Here is a 25,269-nt window from a genome sequence, read left to right as displayed (position 1 = left end):
CAGCAGAATGTCGGGATGACCTTCCGTGCGGCGCTGGCGCCGCTGGTCGCCGGCAGCACCTGGCGGCGCGGCGTGTTCCTGCTGCTGGGCGGAGTGCTGGCGCTGCCGTACGGGCTGCTCGTGGTGACGTTCGCCCAACTGCTCGCCGACCGGGAGATCCCCCGCCCGCCGGTGTACGCGCTGCTGGTGATCGCGGTGCTGATCGCCGCGGTGCCGGTGCTGCTGGACGGCAGCCGGGCCCTGGAGATCGCCGCCGTGCGGGCGCTGCTCGGCGTCGACCTGCCCGAGCCGGCACTGAGGCATCGCGGCGACCGGGCAACCCGGCTGCGCAGCGCACTCTGGATCGCCACCCACCTCATCGTCGGCGCTCTGGTGACCGTCGCGCTGTTCGGCGCCCTGCCGATGGCAATGGCCTTCATCGCCCAGCAGTTCGGCATCGGCACCGAGATGATCAGCCGGAAACAGTTCGGGCCGCTCGACGGGCGGGACGGCGGCTGGCTGACCCTGACCGGGGTGGCTCTGCTGGTCGGCCTCGTCTACGCCGTCGCCGGGCTCGGCGCGCTCGCCACCTCGATGGCGCCGGTGCTGCTCGGCCCCGCTCAGGCGGAGCGGATCGCCGCCCTGGAGGCGCAGGCCACCCAGCTCGCCGAACGCAACCGGCTGGCCCGGGAGTTGCACGACTCGGTCGGCCACGCGTTGACCGTGGCCACCCTCCAGGCCGGGGCCGCCCGCGAGGTGCTCGACACCGACCTGGAATTCGTCCGGCGGGCGCTCACCGCCATCGAGGAGACCGGACGGACCGCGATGGACGAACTGGACCACGTGCTCGGGCTGCTCCGGGAGACCAGCAGCGGCCCCCGGGCGGTGGCGCCGCAGCGTACCCTCGCCGACCTGGACCGGCTCGTCACCGACGCCCGCGCGGCCGGGCTGGCGGTGCACGCGCAGCGCGCTGGCGACCCGGCGCGGGTGCCTGCCGCAGTCTCCAGGGAGGGCTACCGGATCGTCCAGGAAGGGCTGACCAACGCCGCCCGGTACGGCCACGGACCGGTCACGCTGCGGTTGGAGCTGCATTCCGACGCGATGGAGTTGGAGCTGGTCAACGCGGTGGGCCGCCCTGATCGCGCACCCCCGGGCCGGGGCGGCCGAGGTCTGGACGGCATGCGGGAGCGGGTGCTGCTGCTCGGCGGCCGGCTCACCGTTGGGCCGGACGGTGACCGCTGGTTGATCCGGGCCCGCCTGCCGTACGAGGAGACGACATGACCACGGGAGTGCTGATCGTCGATGACGACGAGCTGATCCGGGTCGGGCTGCAGGCCATCATCAACGCCCAACCCGACCTGCGCGTGCTCGCCGAGGCCGCCGATGGTGCCGAGGTGCCGCCGCTGGTCGCCCGCCACCGGCCGGACGTGGTGTTGATGGACGTGCGGATGCCCGGCATCGACGGCATCCAGGCCACCCGGCACCTGCTGGCCACGTCCGCCAACCCACCCCGGGTGCTGGTGGTCACCACGTTCGCCAACGACGAGTACGTCTACGAGGCACTACGCGCGGGAGCATCCGGTTTCCTGCTCAAACGGGCCAGGCCCGCCGAAGTGGTGGAGGCCGTCCGGGTGGTCGCGGCGGGGGAGTCGCTGCTCTTCCCGGCTGCGATCCGCCAGCTGGTCGGGGCGTACGGGCCGGCCGGCGGCGACCGGCTGTGCGCCGCCCGGCTCACCGAACGGGAGGCCGAGGTGCTGCGGTTGATGACCACCGGGCGGTCCAACCCGGAGATCGCCGCCCACCTGGTGGTCGGGGTGGAGACCGTCAAGACGCACGTCGGCAATGTGCTGGCCAAGCTGGGCGTCCGCGACCGTACCCAGGCGGTCATCGCCGCCTACGAGTCCGGGTTCGTCACCCCTTCGGGTTGAGCAGTCCCAGCGGGCCCCTTTCAAACGTGAGCTAGCGTGGGGCGGGTGACTGCGCCTACCCCGGTAATCCCGGTTCCACCGGCCGACCTGCCCGGCACGCTCGGCGCGCTTCGGGCGGCCGGTCACCAATACCGCACCGTCAAGCAGGAACTCCGCGACAACCTTCTGGCCCGGATGCGCTCCGGCGAGGCCCGTTTCCCCGGCATCGTCGGCTACGACGACAGCGTGCTGCCCGAGGTCGAGCGGGCACTGCTCGCCGGGCACGACATGGTGCTGCTCGGCGAGCGCGGCCAGGGCAAGACCCGGCTGATCCGCTCGCTCGGCGCACTGCTCGACGAGTGGACCCCGGTGATCCCCGGCTCGGTGCTCAACGAGCACCCCATGCACCCGCTCACCCCCGCGTCCCGCGCCCTCGTCGCCGAGGCCGGCGACGACCAGCCGGTCGGCTGGCTGCACCGCTCGATGCGCTACGGCGAGAAGCTGGCAACTCCGGACACCAGCGTCGGCGACCTGATCGGTGACGTCGACCCGATCCGGATCGCCCAGGGCCGGACCCTCGGCGACCCGGAAACCATCCACTTCGGGTTGGTCCCTCGCACCAACCGGGGCATCTTCGCCGTGAACGAGCTGCCCGACCTGGCCGAGCGGATCCAGGTGGCCCTGCTCAACGTGCTCGAGGAACGGGACATCCAGGTTCGTGGCTACCAGCTGCGGCTTCCGCTGGACCTGCTCCTGGTGGCCAGCGCCAACCCGGAGGACTACACCAACCGGGGCCGGATCATCACCCCGCTGAAGGACCGGTTCGGCGCGGAGATCCGTACCCACTACCCGGTCGACCTGGAGCTGGAGCTGGCGCTGATCCGGCAGGAGGCCGATCTGGTCGCCGAGGTGCCGGAGCACGTGCTGGAGGTTCTGGCCCGGTTCGCCCGCGCGGTGCGGGAGTCGCCGTCGGTGGACCCGCGCTCCGGCGTCTCCGCCCGGTTCGCCATCGCCGCCGCGGAGACGGTCGCTGGCGCTGCGCTGCGCCGCGCCGGCCTGCTCGCCGCTTCTCCGACCCCGGAGGGACGCCCCGAGGCTGCGGTGGCGCGGGTTGGGGACGCGGTGTCGGTGACCAGCACCCTGCGCGGCAAGGTGGAGTTCGAGAGCGGCGAGGAGGGACGGGAGATCGAGGTCCTCGCCCACCTGCTGCGCACCGCGACCGCCGAGACGTTCCGGGCACACCTGGCCGGGCTGGACCTGTCCGGGTTCACCGCCCTCGTCGAGGAGGGCGCGGCGATCGAGACCGGGGAGCTGGTCGGCGCCGCCGAACTGCTGCGCCAGGTGGGCACCGTGCCCGGGTTGGCGAAGGTCCTCGATCGGCTCGGCCTGGGTGACGCGCCCACCCCGGAGGAGGCGGCGGCTGCCGTCGAGTTCGTGCTGGAGGGGCTGCACCTGACCCGAAGGCTCGGCAAGGACGTCACCGACTCGGGGCGCACCGTCTACGGCGGCCGGGGCTGACCGTGGCCGGCAACAGGTTCCGGTACGGGCAATGGCACGGCGGGCCCGACCCGCTCGCACCCCCGTACGACGTGCGCGGGGCGGTGGACGCGGTCGGCGCCGAGGTGCTGGCCGGCGGCAGCCTGCGGGAGGCGCTGCGCGACCTGCTGCGCCGTGGCCCGCAGGGGCGGGGTGGGCTGGACGACCTGGCCGCCCGGGCTCGGCGGCTGCGTCGTGAGGCGCTTCGTCGTGGTGACCTCGATGGCGCGGTGACCAGGGCGCAGGCGCTGCTCGACCAGGCTCTCGCCGCCGAGCGGGACGAACTGCGGGACCGCGACGGCGACGACGCGCGGTTTGCCGAGTCGGTGCTGGACAGCCTGCCCCGGTCGACCGCGCGGGCGGTGGAGGAGCTGTCCGGCTATCGGTGGGCCAGCGAGGACGCCCGCCGGTCGTATCAGCAGATCCTCGATCAGCTCCGTGACGACGTGCTCGGCCAGCGGTTCGCCGGGCTGCGCGACGCGGTGCGTGCATCCGCCGACCCGGCCGCCCAGCAGCGGCTGGCCGAGATGATGAGCGACCTGAACGACCTGCTGGCCCAGCACGGCCGCGCGGAGGACACCACCGACGCGTTCGCCGAGTTCATGCGCCGACACGGCGACTTCTTTCCGGAGCAGCCGGAGACCGTCGACGAGCTGATCGACGTGCTGGCCCGCCGTTCGGCGGCCGGTGAGCGGCTGATGAATTCGCTCTCCGACCGGCAGCGCGCCGAGCTGGCCGGTCTGATGCAGCAGTCGCTCGGCGACCGCCTCGCGGGGGAGTTGTCCGCGCTCGACGCGAACCTGCGGGCTTTGCGCCCGGATCTGCGCTGGGGGCGCGGCGAGCGGGTCCGCGGCGATCAGCCGCTGGACTACGCCGACGCGGCCGGTGCCCTGGGTGAGATCGGCGAGCTGGACGACCTGCTGGACCAGCTCGACCAGGAACACCCGGGCGCCACGTTGGACGACGTGGACGTCGACGCGGTGGCCCGCACGCTGGGCCGGGACGCGGCCGATGACGTTCGCCGGCTGCGCGATCTGGAGCGGGAGCTGCGCCGGCAGGGTTGGGTGAGCCGGGACGCGGAGGGGCTCACGTTGAGTCCGAAGGCGCTGCGCCGTCTCGGTGGGACGGCGCTGCGACGGGTCTTCTCCGAGCTGACCGCTGGGCCGCGCGGCCAGCACGACCTGCGCTCGGCGGGGGCCGCCGGCGAGGTCAGCGGTGCGTCCAGACCCTGGGAGTACGGCGATGAGCAGCCGTTGGACGTCGTTCGGACGCTGACCCGGGCGGTCAGCCGGGCCGGGCCGACGGTCCCGGTGCAGCTCGCGGTGGACGACTTCGAGGTGGTGGAGACCGAGAAGCGGGCTTCGGCCGCGGTGGTGCTCTGCGTCGACCTGTCGTACTCGATGATCTCTCAGGGTCGTTGGGGGCCGATGAAGCAGACCGCCTTGGCGCTGGCGCACCTCATGGAGACGCGCTTCCCGCAGGACGCTCTGCAGATCGTGGGCTTCGGCCGGGAGGCGATGACGCTCTCCCAGCAGGAGTTGGCGGCCACGGAACCGGACATGGAACAGGGCACCAACCTCCAGCACGCGCTGCGGCTGGCGGGTCGGCACCTGCGTCGGCACCCGGACGCCGAGCCGGTGGTGTTGGTGGTCACCGACGGGGAGCCCACCGCCCATCTGGACCCGGACGACGGGGAAGCGCTTTTCCACTGGCCGCCACTGCCGGAGACGATCGAGGCGACGGTTCGTGAGGTGGACCGGCTCAGCAGATACGGCGCGACGATCAACCTGTTCATGCTCGGCGACGACCCGGGTCTGCGGCGCTTCGTCGACGCGGTGGCGCGCCGCAGCCGAGGCCGCATGTTCACGCCCGACACCGACGACCTCGGCGAGTACGTGGTCAGCGACTACCTCCGCTCCCGCCAATCCCGCCGCTAATCCGCCGCGGGCGGGGTTGACTGGGACGTGTGGAGAACGGGGGATTGCGGCGGGCGTACGACGCGTTGCTCGCGGAGGTCGACGCGGGCGGGTTCGGTCCGGCTCCGGAGGGGCAGCTCGGTGCTGAGCAGGTCGTCGCGCATCTGGTCGCCAACGACGAGCTGATGATCCAGGCCACCGAGGCGTTGCTGGCCGGGTCACCGTTTGCCTACTACGACTTGGAAGAGGACATGCACCGCCCGCAGCTCGACGCGCTGGCCGCCGAGCAGGGCGGCATGCGTGGCCTGACCGCTCTGCTGCATGAAACCAGCGACCGTCTGTGCGGGCTGGTCGACCAGCTCGGCCTGGCTGCCGAGACCCCGGTCGAGACGCACCTGCGCGAGGGTTTCGACCTGATCGTCGACGAGCCGCTGCCCTGGTCGCGCACCCTGGATCTGCACGCCCGGGTCCACCTACCCAAGCATCAGGCCCAACTTCACCTTCTCCGCAGCTGAGCCGGGTTAATCGGGCGGTGCCCGAGTCGGCCGGGCGGCGCTCCCCCTGACGTCCCTCGGCCGCCCGCCGGCCGCCCTCGGCCGTGCCCCGGCCGACCTCGGCCGCCTCTGGACGTCCCGGAGCGGCCGCTGGGGCGATGATCAACTCCACATCGCCGACATGGGGGTATCCAGCGAGCGGGATACCGCCACGTCGGCGATGTCGTGTCGATCATGACGCCGGTCGTGGTGTTCGCCGCCCACCAGCTCGGCGCGGCGGTCGCCGCGACCGGTGCGGGGCTGGTCCGGGACCGGCTCGGCGACTACGCGATGGCCTGGTACGTGGCGGGCGCGCTCTCGATCGGTGTCGCAGGGCTGTCGTTGCTGCTGCGCCGGCGACCGGGCCGGCCGGTGCCGGATGCCGTGCTGGCCGCCGCGACCGCGCCGAAGGCCTGGAGGTTCCAAGGCTGAGACGGCCTGGGCCAGGCGTTCAGCCCAGGGTCCACTGCTGGGCCGGCCGGCCGTCGCAGGGTCGTTGCCGGACGTCGTCCCCGGCCTCGGCGCCGTCGTCGTCGGCCTGCCCGCACTTGCCGCTGTGCACCGCGACCAACAGCACCGGGCCGCTGCCGGTGGGGCTCAGCCGCCACTGCTGGTTGGCGTCACCGTGGCAGGGAAACTGCTGCAACCGTGCGCCGTCGTCGCCGCTGCCACCCTCGACGTCGAGGCACTGCCCGTGCGCGGCGTTGGTCAACGTCAGCGCGTCCGCGCCGATCGGGGTGACCACCCACTGCTGCTCGGGGCCGCCGGTGCAGGCCGCCAACTCGGCTTCCGCCTTCTCGCCGTCGCCGTCGAGCCCCAGGCAGAGCCCCGAGGCGGTCTTGAGCACCCGGGGCCCGGTGGCCGGCGCGCTTCCGGTGGTGGCCGACGGGGTGGCCGACGGGGTCGGCGACGGCTCGGCGGAGGCGCTCGGCTCGGCCGCCGGACCGGTGGGTGCCGCAGCGCTGGACGACGAGCCGACCGTCGAGGGCTCCACCGGCTCGTCGTCGCCGCCGAGCAGGCCGGTGGCGAAGACGACCCCCAGGAGTACGCCAACGACCCCGACCGCCAGCGCTACCCGCAGCAGCGGATCGGCCAGCGGGCCAGGGCGGGGTGCCTGACGACCGCCGTAGACGGTGCCGGCGGGGTCGGGGCGTTCGTCGGGCGGGGACATAGGCGCCATCCTCACCCACGACAGTGCACCGGAGCCAGCCAGACGGCGCGGTGGCTGGTGCCGTGGCTCAGCGAGTGGGTTGCGGGTCGGTCACGTCGGCCACGGTGGCGTCGAGGGCGGCGATCGCGGCGTCGGCGTCGACCGCGATGGCGAGGCCGCGTTCACCGGCACCCAGGGTGATCTCCCGGCCGCGCAGTCGCTCGTCGGCGATCACCGGCCAGGCCGTGCTCGCGCCGAACGGGGTGATGGTGCCGCGCTCGTAGCCGGTGGCGGCCAGGGCGCCCACCGCGTCCGGCATGGAGAGTCGGTGCACGCCGAGCAGGGTGCGCAGCTTGGGCCAGGAGATCACCCGGTCGCCGGGGGTGAGCACGAAGAGGTGATGATTTCCACTCTGGCGGACCACGATCGTCTTGACCACATCGGGGATGGTCACGCCCCGAACTGCGGCGGCCTCCGCGAGGCTGTCGACCGCACCATGGCTGACCAGCCGATACGTCAGTCCGGCGGCGTCCAGGGCGATGATCGCGGGCGATGGCATGCCCGTCACGGTAACCGCCACGCCTGCCACCGGACGGGAAACTGCCACCGTCGACATCCCACGGTTTCCTGAGTACGAGCGTAAGGTGATCACATGCGCGCTGAGCGTGTGGATCACCCCATTGACCATGATCAAGCGGTGGACACGCTGCGACGGTCGTACGCCGCGGTGCCCACGGGCGAGCCTGTCCGGCTGGCCAAACGCACTTCCAACCTGTTCCGTCCCCGGTCCGCTCCCCGGACTCCAGGGCTCGACGTGAGTGGCCTGAATGGCGTGCTGTCGGTCGACCCGACCGAGCGCACCGCCGACGTGCAGGGCATGTGCACCTACGAGGACCTGGTCGACGCGACACTGCCGCACGGGCTGATGCCGCTGGTGGTGCCGCAGTTGCGCACCATCACCCTGGGTGGCGCGGTCACCGGCCTCGGGATCGAGTCGACCTCGTTCCGCAACGGCCTGCCGCACGAGTCGGTACGAGAGATGGACATCCTCACCGGCTCGGGCGAGATCGTCACCGCCCGGCCCGACGGCGAGCACGCCGACCTGTTCACCGCGTTCCCCAACTCGCTGGGCAGCCTCGGTTACGCCACCCGGTTGCGCATCGAGCTGCAACCGGTCGGTCGGTACGTGGCGCTGCGCAACGTCCGGTTCACCCAACTGGAGGCGCTCACCGACGCGATCGCCGAGGTCAGCGCGACCCGGTCCTGGGCCGGCGAGCCGGTCGACGCGATGGACGGCGTGATGTTCAGCCCCGGCGAGGCGTACCTGGTGTTTGCCGCGTTCACCGACTCTGCCGGCCCGCCCAGCGACTACACCGGTCAGGGGATCTACTACCGGTCACTGCGCCAGCGCACTCGGGACGTGCTCACCGCGTACGACTATCTCTGGCGCTGGGACACCGACTGGTTCTGGTGCTCGGCGGCGTTCGGCGCGCAGCACCCGGTCGTGCGCAGGCTCTGGCCGGCGCGTTACCGGCGCAGCGATTTCTATCACCGGCTGGTCCGGCTTGAGCACCGGCACCAGGTGGCGGCTCGGATCGACCGGCTGCGTGGGCAGCCGGCCCGGGAGCGGGTCGTGCAGGACGTGGAGATCCCGCTGGACCAGACAGCCGACTTCCTGCGCTGGTTCGCCGGCGCGGTGGGGATGAACCCGGTGTGGTTGTGTCCGTTGCGCTTGCGTGAGCCGGCGGGTGCCGGTTCGGCGCGGTCTTGGCCGCTGTATCCACTCCGGCCGGGGTTGGACTACGTCAACATTGGGTTCTGGGGGAGCGTGCCGATCGCGCCGGGCGCCGCCGATGGCGACGTCAACCGCACGATCGAACGCAGGGTGTCGGAGTCGGGCGGGCACAAGTCGCTCTACTCCGACGCGTACTACGACCGGGACGCCTTCGATCGCCTGTACGGCGGCGACACGTGGCGCGCGGTGAAAGACCGCTACGACCCGGACCACCGGCTGACGGGACTGTACGAAAAGGCGGTAGCACGAGCATGAGCCTGACCGACAGAGATCAGGGGGCGGCGAGCGTCCCCGCCACCCCACCGGCGGGTGGCCGGCGCACGGGTCCGACCGTGGCGGATATCGTCCGCGCGGTCACCACGGGCCCGTTGCCGGTGCGGATCACCGGGTACGACGGCAGCTCCGTTGGCCCGTCCGACGCCGGCATCACCCTGGCGATCCGTTCCGAGCGGGGGCTGTCGTACCTGCTCACCGCCCCCGGGGATCTGGGCATGGCCCGGGCCTACGTCAGTGGCGACCTGGCGTTGCAGGGGGTGCACCCGGGCGACCCGTACGAGGCGTTGCGGGTGCTCAAGGAGGAGCTGCGGTTGCGCCCACCGTCGCTGGCCGAGGGGCTGGCGCTGGTCCGTGGGCTGGGCTGGGAGCGGCTGATGCCGCCGCCGGCGCCACCGCAGGAGGCGCAGCCGCGGTGGAAGCGGGTGGTGAACGGGCTGCGGCACTCGAGGGTCCGCGACAGCACGGCGATCTCGCACCACTACGACGTCTCCAACGCCTTCTACGAGAAGGTGCTCGGCCCGTCGATGACGTACACCTGCGCGGTTTTCCGGTCTCCGGACGACACGCTGGAGCAGGCTCAGGCTGCGAAGTACGACCTGGTCGCCGGCAAGTTGGCGCTCAAGAAGGGCATGCGGCTGCTGGATGTGGGCTGCGGCTGGGGTGGGATGGTCCGGCACGCCGCCCGCGAGTACGGCGTGAAGGCGCTCGGGGTGACCCTGTCGAAGGCGCAGGCCGATTGGGCGCAGGCGGCGATCGAGCGGGAGGGCCTGACCGGGCTGGCCGAGGTGCGGCACATGGACTACCGGGACGCGCCAGCGGAGCGGTTCGACGCCATCTCCTCGATCGGCTTGACCGAGCACATCGGGGTGCGTAACTATCCGGCCTACTTCGGGGCGATACGGTCGCGGTTGCGCGCGGGGGGTCGGCTGCTGAATCACTGCATCACCCGCGCGGACAATCGGGCACCGCATCGCTCCGGCGCGTTCATCGACCGGTATGTCTTCCCGGACGGGGAGTTGGCCGGCCCGGGCCGGCTGATCAGCGAGATCCACGACGCCGGGCTGGAGGTGCACCATGAGGAGAATCTGCGCCAGCACTACGCGCTGACGCTGGCCGCCTGGTGTCGCAACCTGGTCGATCACTGGGACTTCTGCGTGTCGGAGGTGGGCGCGGGCACTGCCCGGGTGTGGGGGCTGTACATGGCCGGGTCGCGGATGGCGTTCGAGCGCAACGGCATCCAACTGCACCAGGTGCTGGCCACCCACAACGGCCCGGACGGCGTGAGCGGCTACCCGCTGCGACCGGATTGGTTGCCCTGATCACCTGCTGACCGTTGCCTGAAGCCGCGTCGAAAAAAGTCGGCGCGGCTTCTGGTGAACCGATTGACAAACAAATTTTGTACGTACAAACTGGTTTTGCCATGAGAGACGTCCTGTACCTGGAGCAGATCGAGCAGGCCGAAGTCCTGCTCAAGCCGCAGCGCGTCGAGGTGCTGCGGCAACTGGCCGAACCGCGCACCTGCACCGAGGTCGCGGCCCGACTCGACCAGACGCCACAGCGCGTCTACTACCACGTCAAGCAGCTCGTCGCGGCCGGCCTCGTTGAGCTGGTCAACGAACGCAAGGTTCGCGGCATCACCGAGGGCATCTACCAGGCGGCCGCCCGGTCGTACTGGCTGTCCCCACGGCTCGTCGGCCGGATCGGGCTGCGCCGGGCCAGCGACGAGCTGAGCCTGGGCTACCTGCTCGACCTGATGGAAGAGGTCCAGGCCGACGTCGCCGCCCTGGACCGGACGGCACCCGAGCTGCCCTCGGTCGGTGTCTCCGGCGAGATCCGGGTGCCGGCAGAGCTTCGCCCGCAGTTCCTGCACGACCTGCAAACCGCACTTCAGGACTTGTTCACCCGCTACGGCGGAAGCGTTGGAGATGCCTTCAAGCTCGCCGTCGCCTGCTATCCGAAAGGAAAAGATCATGACTGAACCGTTGAAGGTGCAGGCCCGTCTCTCCGCGTCCACCGGGCGCGTCCGCAAGGCCCTGACCGACCCGGCCGAGCTGCGTGTCTGGCTGGCCGAGCACGCCAAGGTCGAGCTGCCCCAGCGGTACGAGTTCTGGGGCCGCTACACGCCCGAGGGCGACGCCCCGCACCAGCGGCTGCTGCACGCCGACGACGACACGGTGCGCTTCGGCTGGCTGCTCGACGGGGTGGAGACCACCACCGAGTTCCAGCTCACCGCCGAGGGCGCGGACAGCACTGTGCTGACGCTGACCCAGAGCCACTTCGACTTCGCCGAGGCGATGAGCGGCTCCAGCATCCGGGGCGTGCTCCAGACGTACTGGGCGCTGGCCATCGCCAACCTGGCCGCCCATCTGGAGGGCCGGTCGGTGCTGCCCCGCACCGACTTCACCTCCGCTGACCTGCACGGTGAGCTGGTCATTGCCGCCCCCGCCGACAAGGTGTGGGAGTCGCTGACCGACTCGGAGCAGGCCAGCGCCTGGTTCGGCTTCCCGATCGGCATCGAGCCCTGGGCCGGCGGTCGGTACGCCATGGGCGGCTTCGACGCCGGCTACGCCGCCAAGGTGGTCGACCTGGAGCCGGGCCGGAAGATGTCGGTCGACTGGGGCCCCGTCGGCGTCACGAGCTGGGAGCTCGCCGAGTCCAACGGCCGCACCACGCTGACCTTCGTGCAGAGCGGCTTCGACGAGGCCAACCCGCCGTACGCGGCCTGGACCGGCACGGTTGCCGGGTTTGCCGAGCTGCGCCGCTTCCACGAGGTGCCGGACTGGCAGCCGATCTGGCTCCCCGCCGAAGTCCCCGGCCTGGAGCCGACGCCAGCCAGCTGACCGGCTTCAAGATCTGCTCAACTTCGGGGAAGCTGCTGCCTCCGCGCGTCGGGAGGCAGCAGTTTCCCCGAAAGTGCGTCTCGAGGTGATGGTTGCTGATCCGTTGGCAGGATGTGGTGACTTTTCGAGGTCGAGCGGGTACTGACGGGCGATGTTCTTCATCTTTGGTCTGCGTACCAAGGTCGACCGGTCCGGTGTCGTGCAGCAGGTCTGCCGACACTGCGGCAATCAGGCCGCGCAGGTGATCACCCGCCGATCGACGAAATTCACCCTCTTCTTCATCCCCCTCATCCCGATCCGCACCCGGTACGCGCAGCAGTGCACGTTCTGCGCGGCGCAGTACGAGATCTCCAAGTCCGACGCCGAGCGCCTCCCGGTCGGCTGAGCCACAGATGTCCGGCTTCCTCTACTGGCTGATCCGTCGACCGTCGCCGTCCTCCGGCCCTCCGGTGCACACCGCCCCACGCGCGCCCTGCACCCCTGGCCGGCGGAAACCCCGGCGTGCCCGCCGTCCCCCGGCCGGCACCGGGTTGCCACGCTCGCCGTGGAACCGCTCCGCCGACCGCTGACCACATCCGTCGCACACCACGCCCGCCGCCGATGCCGGTGGCTGACCGTCCGCCGGTCAGGTGGCCGCCATCGGTGCCGGGGCGAACATGGGCGGCACCGGGTCGGCCGCCTGGGTCGCGGCAACGACCTGGGTCAGTTGCCGGAAGTTGCCTCCGGCAGCCCTGACGTGGGCGTCCGCATCGGCGTGGTTGCCGAGGTGACATTCGGCGATGGCCCGCAGGAGAAACGCGACGCTGCAGAGGTCTGCCGGATCGATACCGGGCTGAACGTCGAGAACCAGCGACCGCGCATGCTCCGGCCGCTGGTTGAGCAGGTGAGCCAGGCTCATGGCGACCCGAGCAGACAACCTGTGCGGTTGCACGTGATAGCCGAGCTGGGCCAGTTCCCAGATCTCCAACACTTCCCGGTGCGCGACCGGCGATCTGGTCACCACCGCGGCGTACAGATACCACAACCCGAACTGAACGCTGAGCACCTGCCCGATCGCGGCGGCGGCCCGGGGATCAGTGCTGTCGGCGCGTGCCAGCGCCGCGAGACGCTCGGCGTCGGCGATGAGGTCCGCCGTCGAATGCCCGTGTCCCGTGCTCCAGCGCCGCTGAAAGGCAACGAGCGCGAGTCGCGGGTCGTTACCGTCGAGAACCGGATCTCCCGCATGACCGTCGTCAAACTCCCCATGGGTGATCGTCCGCAGGGTCCTGTTTATCTCCTCCTGGTAGTAGGCCGCCCGTAGCGCGGCGGTGGTGGCAGTTGGTGCCGAGAGCCAGCGGAGGAGGTTGCGGCCGTCGCTGTGGGGCGATGTCCAGGGAACGAGGTTGACCAACCCGAGCAGCGCCGCGGCGAGCGCCGCGCCGATCAGCGCGACCCGTGTCAACGGTGTGCCCATCAACGCCGTTGCGGCACCGAGCACCGTCGCGGTGCACAGGTTCGTCAGCGGGCCACCCAGGTAGAACAGCACCATCCGCAGCGGCAACGCGGTCGCCGACGGTGCCGGCCGGACCGACACTTCGCTCCGCCATCCGGTGAACGGCGCGATACGGACCGCGATGACCTGTAGGCGCAGCAGCTTCGCCACTACAAGGTGCCCACACTCGTGCAGGACGACGTGCAGCCACAACGCCAGGCAGGTGAAGCCGACGGCGACGATCGCCCCGGCCACGGACTCGGTGACGAACAGCGCGAAGAACACCGCTTCCAACACCAGGAGGATGGACGCGACGACCAGCCGTCGGCGGGGGGTGGTCACCGGGGAGATGGTACGGCGGAACAGGTCGAGGCGTGGGTACGTCCATCGCTGAGCCCTCGCGCACAGGCGGTCGGTCCGGGCGAGAAGGCTCCTCTGTGGCCGGTCCGGCTTGATGTGCGCGGCCGTCCGTACCTTGGCGGGCACCCCGGGCGCTGGCTAGGCTTTCGGGGTTTGCCGTGGACAGGTCCGCCGTGGGCGCACGTACGACGAAGAGCCGGAGCGACCGTGTCGCGACAGGACGTGAAGCAGGCTGCGGGGGCGCGTACCCCTGACGAGCCGACCGGCGGGCCACGTGCTGGCCACTGACATCGCGCCGACCCGGCTGAGCCGCGCCGGGCTGGTCGTCGCGGGCTCGGTCGTTCTCCTGGAGGCGGTCTGGCTGTTCGCCGCGTTGCCCGCTGCCGCCCTGGTCAGTGATGTCGGCGGGATGCTGGTGGCCGGCTGGGCGACGCTCGCGTGCGTGGGCGTGGCCCGTCGGCACCCGGCACCGCTGCGCCGGCTCTGGACGCTGCTCGCCGTCACCATGGCGCTCGCCGCGTCCGGCCGGGCGATCTGGACGGTGCAGCGGCTCGTCGGCGGCGACCTGCCGCACACGCCTGTGGTCGGGGCGGTCTTCATTCTCGGCATCCTCACCGGCACGACCGCACTGCTCAACTCGCCGTCCGCGCCACGGACCGCGGTCGGGCGGGCCCGTACGTTGCTGGACGGGGTGATCGTCGCGCTGGCCCTGGTGCCGATCGGCTGGGTGCTGGTCTTCCGTGGGGTCGCCGCCGCCGAGTTGGCCGACCCGGCGCGCACGCTGGGGCTGCTCTACCCGATGTTCGACCTGATGCAGCTCACGATCCTGGTCGCGGTCTCCGGCCCGGCCCGTCCGCTGTGGCGGCCGATGAGCGTGCTCGCGGCGAGTCTCACTCTGCGGGTTGTCGCCGACGTCGGCTACGTGTCGCTGGTCGCCCGCGCCGACTACACGGCCGGCCATCCGATCGACCTGTGTTGGCCGCTGAGCTACCTGCTGATCGGCCTGGCCACCCGGAACCCGCCTCCACCGGACTGCGACGGCACCGACGACACCGCCGAGTCGCCGCTGCCGCCCTGGTGGCGGGTGGCGTTGCCGTACCTGCCGGTGGGTGGGGCGATCGTCGCGGTGGTGCTGGCCCGCCGGCCCACCGGGCAGACGCCGCAGTTGGTCTTCGTGACCATGATGGTGTTGCTCGGGGCTCTCGCCGTACGGCAGGGGTTGGCCGCCAACGAGAACCTGCGGCTGGTGGCCCGGCTGCGCCGGCTCGCCTACGGCGACCAGCTCACCGGGCTGCCCAACCGGCTGCTGTTCAACCGGCGGCTGCGCCTGGCCCTGCGCGAGGGGCGACCGGTGGCGGTGCTGCTGCTCGACCTGGACGGGTTCAAGCAGGTCAATGACCGTTTCGGGCACGCCACCGGTGACACCCTGCTGACCGGTCTGGCGGCCCGGATGCGCGTGGCGGTGGACGGCGACGGCACCATCGCCCGCCTCGGTGGGGACGAGTTCGCGGTGCTTGTCGACGGTGACCGACCGGTCGCACCGGAACGGCTTGCCGAGCGACTGTTGGAGGCGTTGCGGCCCTCCGACGGCGACGAGGACGTCGGGGTGCACCCGTCGGCGAGCATCGGCATCGCCGAGTACGGCCCGCAGCACGCCTCGCACAGCGACCTGTTGCGCGACGCCGACATCGCCATGTACGCGGCCAAGGCGGCCGGGAAGTCCGCGTACCGGACGTGCACCCCGGCGTTGCGGGAGTCGGCCGTCTCCCGTGCCGAGTTGATCGCCGACCTGCGTCGAGCGGTCGACGAGGATCAGCTGCACCTTGAGTTTCAACCCATCGTCGACCTGACCACCGGCGCGGTACGCAGTGCCGAGGCGCTTGTGCGTTGGCGGCACCCCCGACTGGGGATGCTGCCGCCGGCGAAGTTCCTGCCGCTGGCCGAGGAGACCGGGTTGGTCCTGCCGATCGACCGGTGGGTGATCCACGAGGCGTGCCGGGCCGCGGCGACCTGGCGGGGGCGAGCGCCGGAGGCGACCGTGGCGGTGAACATCGCGGCGGCACACCTGCGCCGGCCGGATCTGATCGCCACGGTCACCGCCGCGACCAGTGCCGCCGGGCTGGCCCCGCGGGCGTTGACCCTGGAGCTGACCGAGTCGGCGCTGATCGAGGGCACCGAGGCGGTGCTGGAGCGGCTGCACCAGCTCCGGGAGTTGGGCATCAAAATCGCCATCGACGACTTCGGTACGGGTTACTCGTCGCTGAGCTACCTGCACCGCATCCCGGCGACCGAGCTGAAGATCGACCGGTCGTTCGTGGCCCGGTTGGGGTCCGACGAGCGGGCGTACGCCACGGTGGAGATGGTCACCCGCCTGGCCGGCGCCTTCGACCTGTCGGTGGTCGCCGAGGGGGTGGAGACCGAGCGTCAGCACGAGGCGGTCGCGGCGATCGGCTGCCCGCGCGGTCAGGGCTATCTGTACGGGCGGCCGGACGATCCATCCATGGTGGGCCAGAATCGGGCTTGACCCTCACGTAGCGACAGGCGGGAGCCTGGTTTCCGGAAGGGAGGGAAACCATGGCGTACACGGTGGGTCAGGTGGCGAAGGTCGCCGGCGTGACGGTGCGGACGTTGCATCACTACGACGAGATCGGGCTGCTCTCGCCGAGCGGGCGGACCTCAGCCGGTTACCGCCGCTACGACGACGCGGACCTGCAGCGGTTGCAGCTCGTCCTGTACTACCGGGAGCTGGGTTTCCCGCTTGAGGAGATCACCGCGATCATCGACGACCCGGCGGCCGACCCGGCCGCGCACCTGCGCCGCCAGCACGAGCTGCTGACGGGACGGGTGAAGCGGTTGCAGGAGATGGTCACGGCGATCGAGTTCGCGATGGAGGCGAGCAAGTTGAACATCCAACTCACCCCGGAGGAGCGGTTCGAGGTCTTCGGCGACTTCAAGCCGGAGCAGTACGAGGCCGAGGCGGAGCAGCGGTGGGGTGACACCGAGGCGTACCGGGAGTCGAACCGGCGGGTCGCCCGTTACACCAAGGACGACTGGCTGCGGAACAAGGCGGAGAACGAGGACTGGGGTCGACGGATCGTCGCGCTGATGGCCTCGGGCGCGCCGGCGGACGGCCCGGAGGCGATGGAGTTGGCCGAGGAGCACCGGCAGATCATCAGCCGCTGGTTCTACGAGTGCTCGTACGAGGTGCAGACCGGGTTGGCTGACATGTACCTGGCCGACGAGCGGTTCACCGCGTACTTCGAGAAGATCGCCCCGGGGTTGGCCGTGTACCTGAACGAGGCCATCCACGCCAACGCGATCAGCCGCGCGTGAGTCGGTGCGGTCCGGCTAGTCTGGCCGGACCGCACCGCGGTGAGCGTCGATTGGCGACCCGGCCGACGGCGTGCCCGCTCGGGGAGATGACCGTGCTGAAGCCGAAGTTGATCGCCGCTGTCGCCGCGCTCGTGGTGGTGGTCGGCGCCGTTGCGTGGGCCCTGGTCGGTGGCGGCGACGAGCCGGACGCGGGTCGCCCGGCAGCCGGGGCGTCATCGGTCTCGACCGACCCGGCTGGTGTGTTGAAGGCGGCCGCCACGAAGGCCGACGAGCAGACCTACAAGCTCAACCTGGGCACCGGCGGCGCGGATGGCGATGCCACGGTGGTGCTCTGGGACCCGAAGGCGAAGCGTGGTCTGGAGACGACCTCGCTCAAGGTGCCCACGGGTGAGGTGAAGATCGAACGGCTCACCACCGGGCCGGACGTCTACGTACGGATCAGCGCCCCGGACCGCCGCGTCCCGGTCTGGGACGGCAAGACCTGGTGGCACGTCGGCGCCCCGGGTTCGCCGCCCGCCCTGCAGGGCTTGGACAACACCAAACTGGCCGGCACGCTGACCACGGCGTCGGCCGTCCGGCAGACCGGCGTGCGGGAGTACGCCGGCACGCTGGACCTGCGCGAGAGCGGCGCGGTGCTGGGCGAGGGGGTTGCCGGCGTGCTCGGTGACCGGGTCGGGGCGGTGCCGTTCACCGCGAGCGTCGACGAGCAGGGACGGCTGGTCCGTTACCGCATCGAGTTGGCCGCCGAGCAGTCGCAGACCGCTCAGCTCGACCTGACGTACTCGGACTTCGGGCTGGCGGTGTCGGCCGAGCCGCCGGCGGCCGACCTGGTCGGTGAGGACCCGCCGGCGAACATCCCCGGCGCCTGACGCCGGCTTACTCCTCGACCGCCTCGCCGGTGGGGGTGACCAGGAAGTCGTAGACGGTGCGGGCCATCCGCCGGACCGTCTCGTCGCCGGTGGCCATCGGCCCGGCGGTGAGGAACGCGACCGCGGTCTCGGTGCCGGGGATCAGGTAGTAGCCGACGTCGTGGGAGGCGTCCGGCAGGTCACCGGTCTTGTGGGCCACCGGCACCCCGGGTGGCAACGCCGCCGGGATCTTGGTGTTCAGGGTCTGCTCCCGCATGAAGCCGATCATCAGGTCGCGGGAGGCGGGGGTGAGGATCTCGCCGTCCCAGACCGCGCCGAGCAGGGCGACCACGTCGTCCGGGCTTGTGTAGTTTTCCTCGCCGCGTTGCGCGGCCGCACTGTCGAGCATCCGGCGGGCCAGGATGGTGGACCGCTGGTTCATCGAGTCGATCAGCGCGTTGACCGGGGCGAACCCGCCGAGGTAGGTGATCAGCACGTTCGCGGCCACGTTGTCGCTGTATTTGATCAGGTATTGGGCGAGTCGACGCAGGGTGACCACCTGCGGGAAGGTCTCGAACTGCAGCTGGCCGGTGCCACCGACCACGTCCGCCGGGGTGACCAGCACACCGTCGTCGAGGGAGACCTGTCCACAGTCGACCCTGCGCAGCAACTCGACGAGGATCCACAGTTTGATCACGCTGGCCGCCTTGGGGCGGAGCGCGCCGTTGACGGCGATCTGCTGGTCGCCGTACCGGCCGGACAGGTCCCGGACGGTGACCCCGGCCGGGTTGAGGCTCGCATCGGCGACGACCCGGGCGAGCTGCCCGCTGAGCGGGAACAGTTGGGCTCCCGCGACCGGATCGGTGGGCGGCTGTGGGCTGGTGACCACCACTCCGGTCAGCTCGATTGGCGGGCGGTGCCGTCGGATCAGCTCAAGTGTGCCCTCGCTGCGGCCGACCAGCGGCACCCGGTAGCGGTAAGCCGTACCCCCGACGACGACCTCACCGCTGGCCACCCCGGCGGCGACCCGCATGGCCGGATCGGCAACCCGGCCAGTGTCGCCGTCGCAGGCGCGGTAGCGCACGGTGTGCCCGAGCGAGTCGACCGCGAACACCCCACCGGGAAACGACAACCAGGACACCTCGCTGGTCGGCGCGCGCTCCGGCGTCGGCTCGGCACCGGGCTCGTCGCTCTGGTCGTCGCCGGGCTCTGCCGCGTACCCCGGCTCGCTCTGGTGCGTCGGCTCCGCGACGGGCCTGTGGTCCGGGCCGTCCGCGGTGGCCGGCCCGGTCGTCGCGACCACGGCGAGCGCGACCGTCGCCGTCAGCCACTTCAGGGGTACGCGGACAGGGAACCACGGCAACGAAGATGAGCGCCTCTTGTCGCTTTTTCTCACGTTTGCACGATATGAAGCGTTAGGGGCGGGTGAGGCCAGCGGGAGCGGCGTCACCCGTCCGAGCGGCGATGTCCCCAGAAGCGATATACCCCAGAGGTATAACTATGACTCTGCGGTATCACGCGCATCAGCAGCACTCCGGTCCAAGGGGAGAGTCCATGTTGATCATTGCCGGCAGTCTCCGTGTCGAGCCGGAAGCGCGCGACGCCTACCTGGCCGACTGCGTCCAGGTCATCGCGCAGGCGCGCGCCACCGCCGGCTGCCTCGACTTCCTGCTCGCGGCGGATCCTCTGGAACCGGGCCGGATCCACGTCTACGAACGCTGGGAGTCCCCGGAGCAGTTGGCGGCGTTCCGCGGTTCCGGGCCGAGTGACGTGCAGAGCACGGCCATCCTCGACGCCGACGTGCACCGCTACCTGATCTCCGGCGTCGAAGCACCCTGACCGCAGGCCGCGCCGGCAGTGGTCACCTGGATGGGTCAGGGTCGGTGGGTAGGCCGGGTGCGAGCCGGCGCATCGAGGTGAAGGCGGGCACCAGCGCGTCGTACAGCTCGGCGAAGAGTGGCAGCAGCGCCGCGTACGTGGCGGCGGCGGCCGGATCGGGGCGGACCGTCTCCTCGATTCGCACGAGGTCGGCCGCAACGTCGATGCTGGGGATCAGCCCGAGCGCCTGCATGCCGAGCAGCGCCGCACCGAAGCTCGACCCCTCGTGCCCGGCCGGGAAGCTCACCGGCAGGCCGAGGACGTCGGCGAGCATCTGCCGCCACAGGCCGCTGCGGGCGAAGCCGCCGCTGGCCCGGACCTCGTGCACCTCGTTGCCGGCCGCACGCACCGAGCTGAGCACCAGCGCGAGCTGCTGGCAGACCCCCTCCATGGCGGCCCTGATCAGGTGCTCGCGGCGGTGGGCGTGGGTCAACCCCACGTACGCGCCGCGCGGCAGCGCGCTCCAGTGTGGTGCTCGTTCGCTGTGCAGGTACGGCAGCATGATGAGCCCACCCGAGCCGGCCGGCGCACGGGCGGCGAGGGCGACCAGATCCTCCTCGGAGTGCTCGCCGAGATCCGGGGCGAGCGCCGCACCGGCCCACTTGAGGACGATGCCACCGTTGTTGATCGCACCGCCGACCGCCCAGCGGTGCTCGGTCAGCGCGTAACAGAACACCCCGCCGAGCGGGTCCACGCCGGGCCGTTCCACCATCACGCGCATCGCGCCGCTGGTGCCGATGGAGCAGGCCACCATGCCCGGGTGCACCGCGCCCAGGCCGAGGTTCGCCAAGGGTCCGTCACCGGCGCCGACCACCACCGGGGTGTGTTGCGGCAGGTCGATCTCGGCCGCGGCCTGTGGGGTGAGGCCGGGCAGTACGGCGGTGGTGGCGACCAGCCGGGGCAACTGCTCCTCGGTGATGCCGGCGATGGCCAGCGCCTCGCTGTCCCACTCCAGCCGGTGAATGTTCAGCAGCCCGGTGGCCGAGGCGATCGAGTGGTCGGTGACCAGCGTGTCGCAGAGCCGCAGCAGCACCCAGTCTTTGATGCCCACCCAGTGCGTGACGCTCTCGAAGAGCTTCGGCTCCTGCTCGGCGAACCAGAGCAGCTTGGGCAGCGGTGACATCGGATGCATCGGTGTGCCGGTGCGCCGGTGCAGGGCCAGCCCGGACGGCACCGCCCGCAGCCGCTCGGCCTGCCGGGTCGACCGGGAGTCGGCCCAGGTCAACGACGGGGTGATTGGGTCACCGGCCGGGTCCAGCCCGATCAGGCTGTGCATGGCGGAGCAGAACGCCAACCCGGACACCGGCACGGCCAGCTCGGCCGCGACCATGCTGATCGACTTGAACACGGCCTCGAGGATGAGCTGCGGGTCCTGCTCGGCGTACCCGGGTTGCGGGTTGTTCAGCGGGTAGCCGACCAGGTGGCTGGCGAGCTGTTTACCGGCCGTGTCGTACGCGTTGGCCTTCGTGCTGGTGGTGCCGATGTCGACCCCGATCACCACCCCCGGCATGGTGACTGGCGGCACGACCGGCACCCCCTCGGTAAAGGTGAATCGACGCAACCATATCGCCCTATCGTGCGTATTGCTCCGCCGATCGGGCATTTCGCCCGTTCTGGCGTGTCCGTACGCCGCACCAGGCCTGTTGACACTGTGACACCCAGATTGGTGGCCTGCGCGGCGGAGGAGTCGGCGTGGCAAAGACTGATTCGACGGGTTCCACGTGGCGGTACCGGTGGGCGCACCGGCAGAACGTGCGGCGGCTCAGCACGTACCGCGGCGCCGAGACGGCGTGGCGGCGACGCGACGACGAGTTACGGCGGCTGCGCGCCCTTGCCGCCGGCTTCCACGGCTCCGCCGCGGCCGGTGACGGCCTGCCCCTGGAGTTGGCCACCGACGAGGTGGTGCTCTGGGCACTGCCCGCCGCGCAGTTGGTCGAGGTGCGGCACACCACTGTGCTGCCCGCCCCGGACCTCACGGTCTCCCCGCCGACCGGGCCGTTGCGCCCGCGCCGCCCGGACGGCGTACGCGTCACCGACGCCGGCATGGCCGTGCTCACCAGCCGCCGACTGGTGCTGCTCGGCGGACGCGGCCGGCGCGACTGGGCGTACGGCCGGATGACGGGTCTGGCCCATGACCCGGCGTCGCCGGTCACCCTGATCCAGGTGCTGGACCGGCGGCGTACCTCCGGGTTGCTGCTGCCCACCGACGCGGCGCCGGACTTCCGGTTCAAGCTGACCCTGGCCTTCGCCGACGCGATCGAACAGCGCGCCGCGGTGCTCGACCAACTTGACGAGCTGATCGCCGAGCACGCCCAACTCAAGCCGTTCCGGCCGGCGGTGAACACGCCTGGGCAGGCCCGGCTGTCGTCGTTCGTGCCCGGTGGCCGAAGGACCGTCGCGGTGGCCGCCGCCCTCGTGCTGCTGGTGCCGGCGGCGCTGATCGAGTCCGACCCGTCCGACCCGACCGGCGGCCCGGAGGTCGCCGTCGCCGCCACTCCCAGCGAGTCGCCCGCGCCGAACCGCCCGGCCGCCCCGGCGCTCACGCGCAGCCTCCCAACGCCGAAGCCGCAGAAGCCGACGAAGTTGCCCCGACCGTCACCCAGCACCACCCGGGAGTCGCGCTGTGGGGCACCGGAAAACCCCCTGGGGTACGGCTTCTGTGGTGGCACCCGGATCCGGCGGCCCGCCACCGAGGTGTGCGACTGGTTCGACTGCGTGCCGCAGTTCTGGGCCGGCCGGGGTTACCTCGTGCAGTGCCGTGACGGGTCGGTAAGCCTGGCTGGCGGCGGGCCGAAGGCCTGCGGGAACCACGGTGGGGTGCGGCGAACGATCACGAAGTGACCGATTTGGAAGCTAAAGTCTGCTTCGGTCGGCCACAATGATCGAGTGGAGATCCGGTCTGACGATGGCGCGCGGGTGCGGATGCGCCCCGTCGGCTACCAGCCTGGCATCGACCCGCCGGACGACCCCGACCGGGCCGCGCCCGGCTGGCACGACTGGTTACTCGTCGAGGTGGACGCCCGCACCGCCGACGGGCAGACCTGGTCGCACCACTACCCGAGCCTCATGGTCGAGGAAGCCCGAGCACTCGGCGGCTGGCTGCACGGCCAGGCCACCGCGGCCCTCGGGCTGAGCGCCCCGCCGGCGCTGGTCCGCTTCACCGAACCCAACCTGGCCCTGCGCACCCGGGTGCTTCGCCGCCGCCGGCTGGAGCTGATAGTGGAATTCTCCGCCGAGTCACTGCCACCGTGGATGCGTCGCCCGTCCAGCGCGATCTACCCGCTGATCCTCACCATCTCCGCGGACGCCCTCACCACCGCCGCCGACCAGTGGACCGAACACTGCGCGGCGTACCCGCCACGCGCCCCGTCGAGGTTTCCCGCCAAGGACCCGTTCTCCGGGCCGGTGAACCACCACCCACGCCGCGCCGGCTGAACGGTTCACCCGAGCGGGCCTGCACCGACATCCGGCACTGGAGCGAACCGGGCCGGGGTGGGCACTTCATGCCGTTGGAGGAGCCGGACCTCTTGGCCGATGAGATGAGGCTGTTCTTCAGTTCGCTGCGCAGGTCCTGACAGGGGGCGGAGCCGGACCGATCGTGGCCCGGCTCCGCCGCTGCCGGGCGTGATCCTGCAATTCTCTCCTTTCGGGCGCAACGGGATGCATCGATCACGGTCGCGTTCCCTGTCACATACGTGAGCGGTTGTACCGCGTGTGACCGTGACCTCTGTGGAGTGCTCGCCCTGGCGGATCGCCTGGGCCGAGCGCGAGAACCAGCGCCGGCAGCGCGCGTACCGCGACGCCACCGACGCCTGGCAGCGCCGCAACGACCACCTGGCCCGGCTCCGCGTCGAAGCCGCCAGCTTCCTCGGGTGTACGCAGCCACGCACCGGCCTACCAGTGGACCTCGACGACGACGAACTCGTCTTCCGCGTCGTCCCCACCGCCAAGCTGGTCGAGGCCGAGGCGCGACACCTCCCCGGGCTGCCCACCCCGGGCCCCTGCGACTTCGCTCCTACGTCGGATGCGGCGCTGCCCGCGGGCCTGCGGGTCGTCGACACGGGCATGGCCGTCGTGACCAACCACCGGGTGGCGTTCGCCGGGAGTGAGCGCCGGCGCGAATGGAAGTACGCCGACCTGGTCGGCACCGCCCACCACCCCGACGTCCCGGTCACCCTGCTGCCCGAACACAGTCGACTTCAGGGGCTGCTCGTCCCGGCCAACGCCGTGGTGAACTTCCGCTTCTATCTCACCCTCGCGGCTGCTTCTCCCTCCGGGGGTCGCGCTGGCGTTGCCGCGCAGGTTGACGCGCTGCTGGCCGCTCATCAGGGCGCCCGGCCCGTGCCGATGGCTTCGGTGGGGCCGGACGAGGCACCGCTGACGGCCGTACGCCCCGACCGCCGGGCGCTCGGTGCTGCCGCCGTGGCAGCGGTGGTGTTCGCGACGCTCAGTCCAGGCGCTCTGGGGACTGGCGCGATGACCCCTCGCGCGTTGGGGTCCGAGCAGGCCGCGCCTGTGGCTGAGGCGCTCCTCGCGCCGGTCCTTCCCGTCGGGCCTGTGACACGGAAGCCCAGGGCAGGATCGATCAGCCGCGCGACGAAGGGCCGGCCGTCCGCCCCGTCGACCAGCGCCGCGCCTGTTCGGCCGGTGGCGCCGGTGGCCCGCCCGGTGGCCGCCCCTGTTCCCTTGGTCGTCGTCCCGGCTGTCGTCCCGGCACCGTCCGCTAGTTCGGTGCCGACCCCTGGTCCGGTGCCCACCACCGACCCGCCGATGCCAGCCCTTCCAACGCAGCCCGCCCCGTCGGCCTCGCCGACCCCGACCCCGACTGCGACGCCTTCGCCAGAGCCGATGCTGCTGACGGTCTGTCTGGACCCGTTGCAGCTCCCGCTGCTGGACCCGCTGCTCTGCCCGTCCCCGGCACCCTGATCCGCTCCCGGTCTAGTCTTTCGCGTCTTTCGCGCCGAAGTCGGGAACCGTGAGGGTGCCGTCCGCGGCGAGGGTGAAGCCGGGGTTCCAGGCGATCTCCCACAGGTGACCGTCCGGGTCGGCGAAATAGCCGGCGTAGCCGCCGTAGAACGTCTCCCGCGCCGGCTTGGTCACCGTGGCACCGGCATTGGTCGCCGTGGCGATGACCTCGTCGACCTCCGCTCGCGAGCGGACGTTCTGGGCCAGGGTCAGCGCGCCGGTGCCCGGCCCCTCGATGCCGGCGTCGTCGGCCAGCTTGTCGCGTCCCCACAGGACGAGGGCCAGGCCGCCGGCCTGGAAGAAGACCGTCTCCTCGACCTCCTGGCCGTGCCAGCCGAGGTGCTCGTAGAACGCCTTCGCGCGCGCTACGTCCGTGACTCCCAGGGTGATCAGACTGATCCGCTGCTCCATCGTCGTAACCTAACCCCCGGCCACCCGGGGGCCTGGCAGGCAGCCCCGACGTAGAGCTGGACCTGATCAAC

The 25,269-nt window shown here is 71.4% G+C and carries 24 protein-coding genes; 18 read left to right on the top strand and 6 right to left on the bottom strand.

What is annotated here, in order from left to right:
- Positions 1-15: 15 nt before the first annotated feature.
- From ACLQ28_RS25825 to ACLQ28_RS25800, 6 genes are all read left to right on the top strand, one after another.
- A complete protein-coding gene (locus ACLQ28_RS25825) occupies positions 16-1,260 on the top strand; it encodes a histidine kinase (RefSeq protein ID WP_425688861.1) in 1,245 nt (414 codons plus the stop codon).
- Complete coding sequence (locus ACLQ28_RS25820) at positions 1,257-1,907, top strand: response regulator (protein ID WP_425688860.1); 651 nt, start codon at positions 1,257-1,259, stop codon at positions 1,905-1,907. The genes ACLQ28_RS25825 and ACLQ28_RS25820 overlap by 4 nt, the downstream gene beginning before the upstream one ends.
- A gap of 36 nt (positions 1,908-1,943) precedes the next feature.
- Positions 1,944-3,404, top strand: a complete 1,461-nt coding sequence (locus ACLQ28_RS25815) for a magnesium chelatase (protein ID WP_425688859.1) — start codon at positions 1,944-1,946, stop codon at positions 3,402-3,404.
- Between the two features lie 2 nt (positions 3,405-3,406).
- A complete protein-coding gene (locus ACLQ28_RS25810; protein WP_425688858.1) occupies positions 3,407-5,359 on the top strand; it encodes a vWA domain-containing protein in 1,953 nt (650 codons plus the stop codon).
- Positions 5,360-5,388: 29 nt separating this feature from the next.
- Positions 5,389-5,853 carry a hypothetical protein gene (locus tag ACLQ28_RS25805; RefSeq protein WP_425688857.1) on the top strand — a complete coding sequence of 155 codons (465 nt, stop codon included), beginning with the start codon at positions 5,389-5,391 and terminating at the stop codon, positions 5,851-5,853.
- A 213-nt stretch (positions 5,854-6,066) separates the two neighbouring features.
- Positions 6,067-6,303: a hypothetical protein gene (locus ACLQ28_RS25800; RefSeq protein ID WP_425688856.1), complete on the top strand. Its 237-nt coding sequence runs from the start codon at positions 6,067-6,069 to the stop codon at positions 6,301-6,303.
- 19 nt (positions 6,304-6,322) lie between these two features.
- On the opposite strand, the gene ACLQ28_RS25795 is transcribed toward ACLQ28_RS25800, so the two are convergent.
- Positions 6,323-7,042 carry an RICIN domain-containing protein gene (locus tag ACLQ28_RS25795; protein ID WP_425688855.1) on the bottom strand — a complete coding sequence of 240 codons (720 nt, stop codon included), beginning with the start codon at positions 7,040-7,042 and terminating at the stop codon, positions 6,323-6,325.
- 67 nt (positions 7,043-7,109) lie between these two features.
- Positions 7,110-7,580, bottom strand: coding sequence for an aminoacyl-tRNA deacylase (locus ACLQ28_RS25790; RefSeq protein ID WP_425688854.1), 471 nt, complete (start codon positions 7,578-7,580; stop codon positions 7,110-7,112).
- A 93-nt stretch (positions 7,581-7,673) separates the two neighbouring features.
- Here ACLQ28_RS25790 and ACLQ28_RS25785 point away from each other — a divergent pair, with 93 nt between their 5' ends.
- The 5 genes from ACLQ28_RS25785 to ACLQ28_RS25765 all read left to right on the top strand — a co-directional run bounded on the left by ACLQ28_RS25785 (position 7,674) and on the right by ACLQ28_RS25765 (position 12,317).
- Complete coding sequence (locus ACLQ28_RS25785) at positions 7,674-9,071, top strand: FAD-binding oxidoreductase (RefSeq protein ID WP_425688853.1); 1,398 nt, start codon at positions 7,674-7,676, stop codon at positions 9,069-9,071.
- Positions 9,068-10,411 carry a class I SAM-dependent methyltransferase gene (locus tag ACLQ28_RS25780; protein WP_425688852.1) on the top strand — a complete coding sequence of 448 codons (1,344 nt, stop codon included), beginning with the start codon at positions 9,068-9,070 and terminating at the stop codon, positions 10,409-10,411. The genes ACLQ28_RS25785 and ACLQ28_RS25780 overlap by 4 nt, the downstream gene beginning before the upstream one ends.
- A 101-nt stretch (positions 10,412-10,512) precedes the next feature.
- Positions 10,513-11,070 carry an ArsR/SmtB family transcription factor gene (locus tag ACLQ28_RS25775; protein WP_425688851.1) on the top strand — a complete coding sequence of 186 codons (558 nt, stop codon included), beginning with the start codon at positions 10,513-10,515 and terminating at the stop codon, positions 11,068-11,070.
- Positions 11,063-11,932, top strand: a complete 870-nt coding sequence (locus ACLQ28_RS25770; protein WP_425688850.1) for an SRPBCC domain-containing protein — start codon at positions 11,063-11,065, stop codon at positions 11,930-11,932. The genes ACLQ28_RS25775 and ACLQ28_RS25770 overlap by 8 nt, the downstream gene beginning before the upstream one ends.
- Before the next feature lie 151 nt (positions 11,933-12,083).
- Positions 12,084-12,317 (top strand): zinc-ribbon domain-containing protein, encoded by a 234-nt coding sequence (locus ACLQ28_RS25765; RefSeq protein ID WP_425688849.1) that lies wholly within the window; start codon positions 12,084-12,086, stop codon positions 12,315-12,317.
- 240 nt (positions 12,318-12,557) lie between these two features.
- On the opposite strand, the gene ACLQ28_RS25760 is transcribed toward ACLQ28_RS25765, so the two are convergent.
- A complete protein-coding gene (locus ACLQ28_RS25760; protein ID WP_425688848.1) occupies positions 12,558-13,745 on the bottom strand; it encodes a hypothetical protein in 1,188 nt (395 codons plus the stop codon).
- A gap of 292 nt (positions 13,746-14,037) precedes the next feature.
- Between ACLQ28_RS25760 and ACLQ28_RS25755 the strand changes: the two genes are divergently transcribed.
- From ACLQ28_RS25755 to ACLQ28_RS25745, 3 genes are all read left to right on the top strand, one after another.
- Entirely contained in the window at positions 14,038-16,287 is a 2,250-nt protein-coding gene (locus ACLQ28_RS25755; protein WP_425688847.1) for a putative bifunctional diguanylate cyclase/phosphodiesterase, read from the top strand.
- A 50-nt stretch (positions 16,288-16,337) separates the two neighbouring features.
- On the top strand, positions 16,338-17,096 hold the full coding sequence (locus ACLQ28_RS25750) for a MerR family transcriptional regulator (RefSeq protein ID WP_425688846.1): 759 nt from the start codon (positions 16,338-16,340) through the stop codon (positions 17,094-17,096).
- A 92-nt stretch (positions 17,097-17,188) separates the two neighbouring features.
- On the top strand, positions 17,189-17,965 hold the full coding sequence (locus ACLQ28_RS25745; protein WP_425688845.1) for a hypothetical protein: 777 nt from the start codon (positions 17,189-17,191) through the stop codon (positions 17,963-17,965).
- A 7-nt stretch (positions 17,966-17,972) separates the two neighbouring features.
- Here ACLQ28_RS25745 and ACLQ28_RS25740 read toward each other — a convergent pair whose 3' ends face one another.
- The gene (locus ACLQ28_RS25740; RefSeq protein WP_425688844.1) at positions 17,973-19,340 is read right to left on the bottom strand and encodes a serine hydrolase; all 1,368 of its coding nucleotides are present in this window, start codon (positions 19,338-19,340) and stop codon (positions 17,973-17,975) included.
- Between the two features lie 158 nt (positions 19,341-19,498).
- Between ACLQ28_RS25740 and ACLQ28_RS25735 the strand changes: the two genes are divergently transcribed.
- Complete coding sequence (locus ACLQ28_RS25735; protein ID WP_425688843.1) at positions 19,499-19,783, top strand: putative quinol monooxygenase; 285 nt, start codon at positions 19,499-19,501, stop codon at positions 19,781-19,783.
- 22 nt (positions 19,784-19,805) lie between these two features.
- On the opposite strand, the gene ACLQ28_RS25730 is transcribed toward ACLQ28_RS25735, so the two are convergent.
- Positions 19,806-21,347, bottom strand: coding sequence for a gluconokinase (locus tag ACLQ28_RS25730; RefSeq protein ID WP_425688842.1), 1,542 nt, complete (start codon positions 21,345-21,347; stop codon positions 19,806-19,808).
- A 167-nt stretch (positions 21,348-21,514) separates the two neighbouring features.
- On the opposite strand from ACLQ28_RS25730, the gene ACLQ28_RS25725 reads away from it, so the two are divergent.
- The 3 genes from ACLQ28_RS25725 to ACLQ28_RS25715 all read left to right on the top strand — a co-directional run bounded on the left by ACLQ28_RS25725 (position 21,515) and on the right by ACLQ28_RS25715 (position 24,748).
- A complete protein-coding gene (locus tag ACLQ28_RS25725) occupies positions 21,515-22,663 on the top strand; it encodes a hypothetical protein (RefSeq protein WP_425688841.1) in 1,149 nt (382 codons plus the stop codon).
- A gap of 45 nt (positions 22,664-22,708) precedes the next feature.
- A complete protein-coding gene (locus tag ACLQ28_RS25720; RefSeq protein WP_425688840.1) occupies positions 22,709-23,257 on the top strand; it encodes a WapI family immunity protein in 549 nt (182 codons plus the stop codon).
- 285 nt (positions 23,258-23,542) lie between these two features.
- Entirely contained in the window at positions 23,543-24,748 is a 1,206-nt protein-coding gene (locus ACLQ28_RS25715) for a hypothetical protein (protein ID WP_425688839.1), read from the top strand.
- A 12-nt stretch (positions 24,749-24,760) separates the two neighbouring features.
- Here ACLQ28_RS25715 and ACLQ28_RS25710 read toward each other — a convergent pair whose 3' ends face one another.
- The gene (locus ACLQ28_RS25710; protein WP_425688838.1) at positions 24,761-25,198 is read right to left on the bottom strand and encodes a VOC family protein; all 438 of its coding nucleotides are present in this window, start codon (positions 25,196-25,198) and stop codon (positions 24,761-24,763) included.
- Positions 25,199-25,269 lie beyond the last annotated feature (71 nt).

This window comes from Micromonospora sp. DT201 (assembly GCF_049841575.1).
GTDB lineage: Bacteria > Actinomycetota > Actinomycetes > Mycobacteriales > Micromonosporaceae > Micromonospora.
Note: the sequence above shows the minus strand (reverse complement) of the source record. Positions and strands in the feature narration are given on the sequence as shown.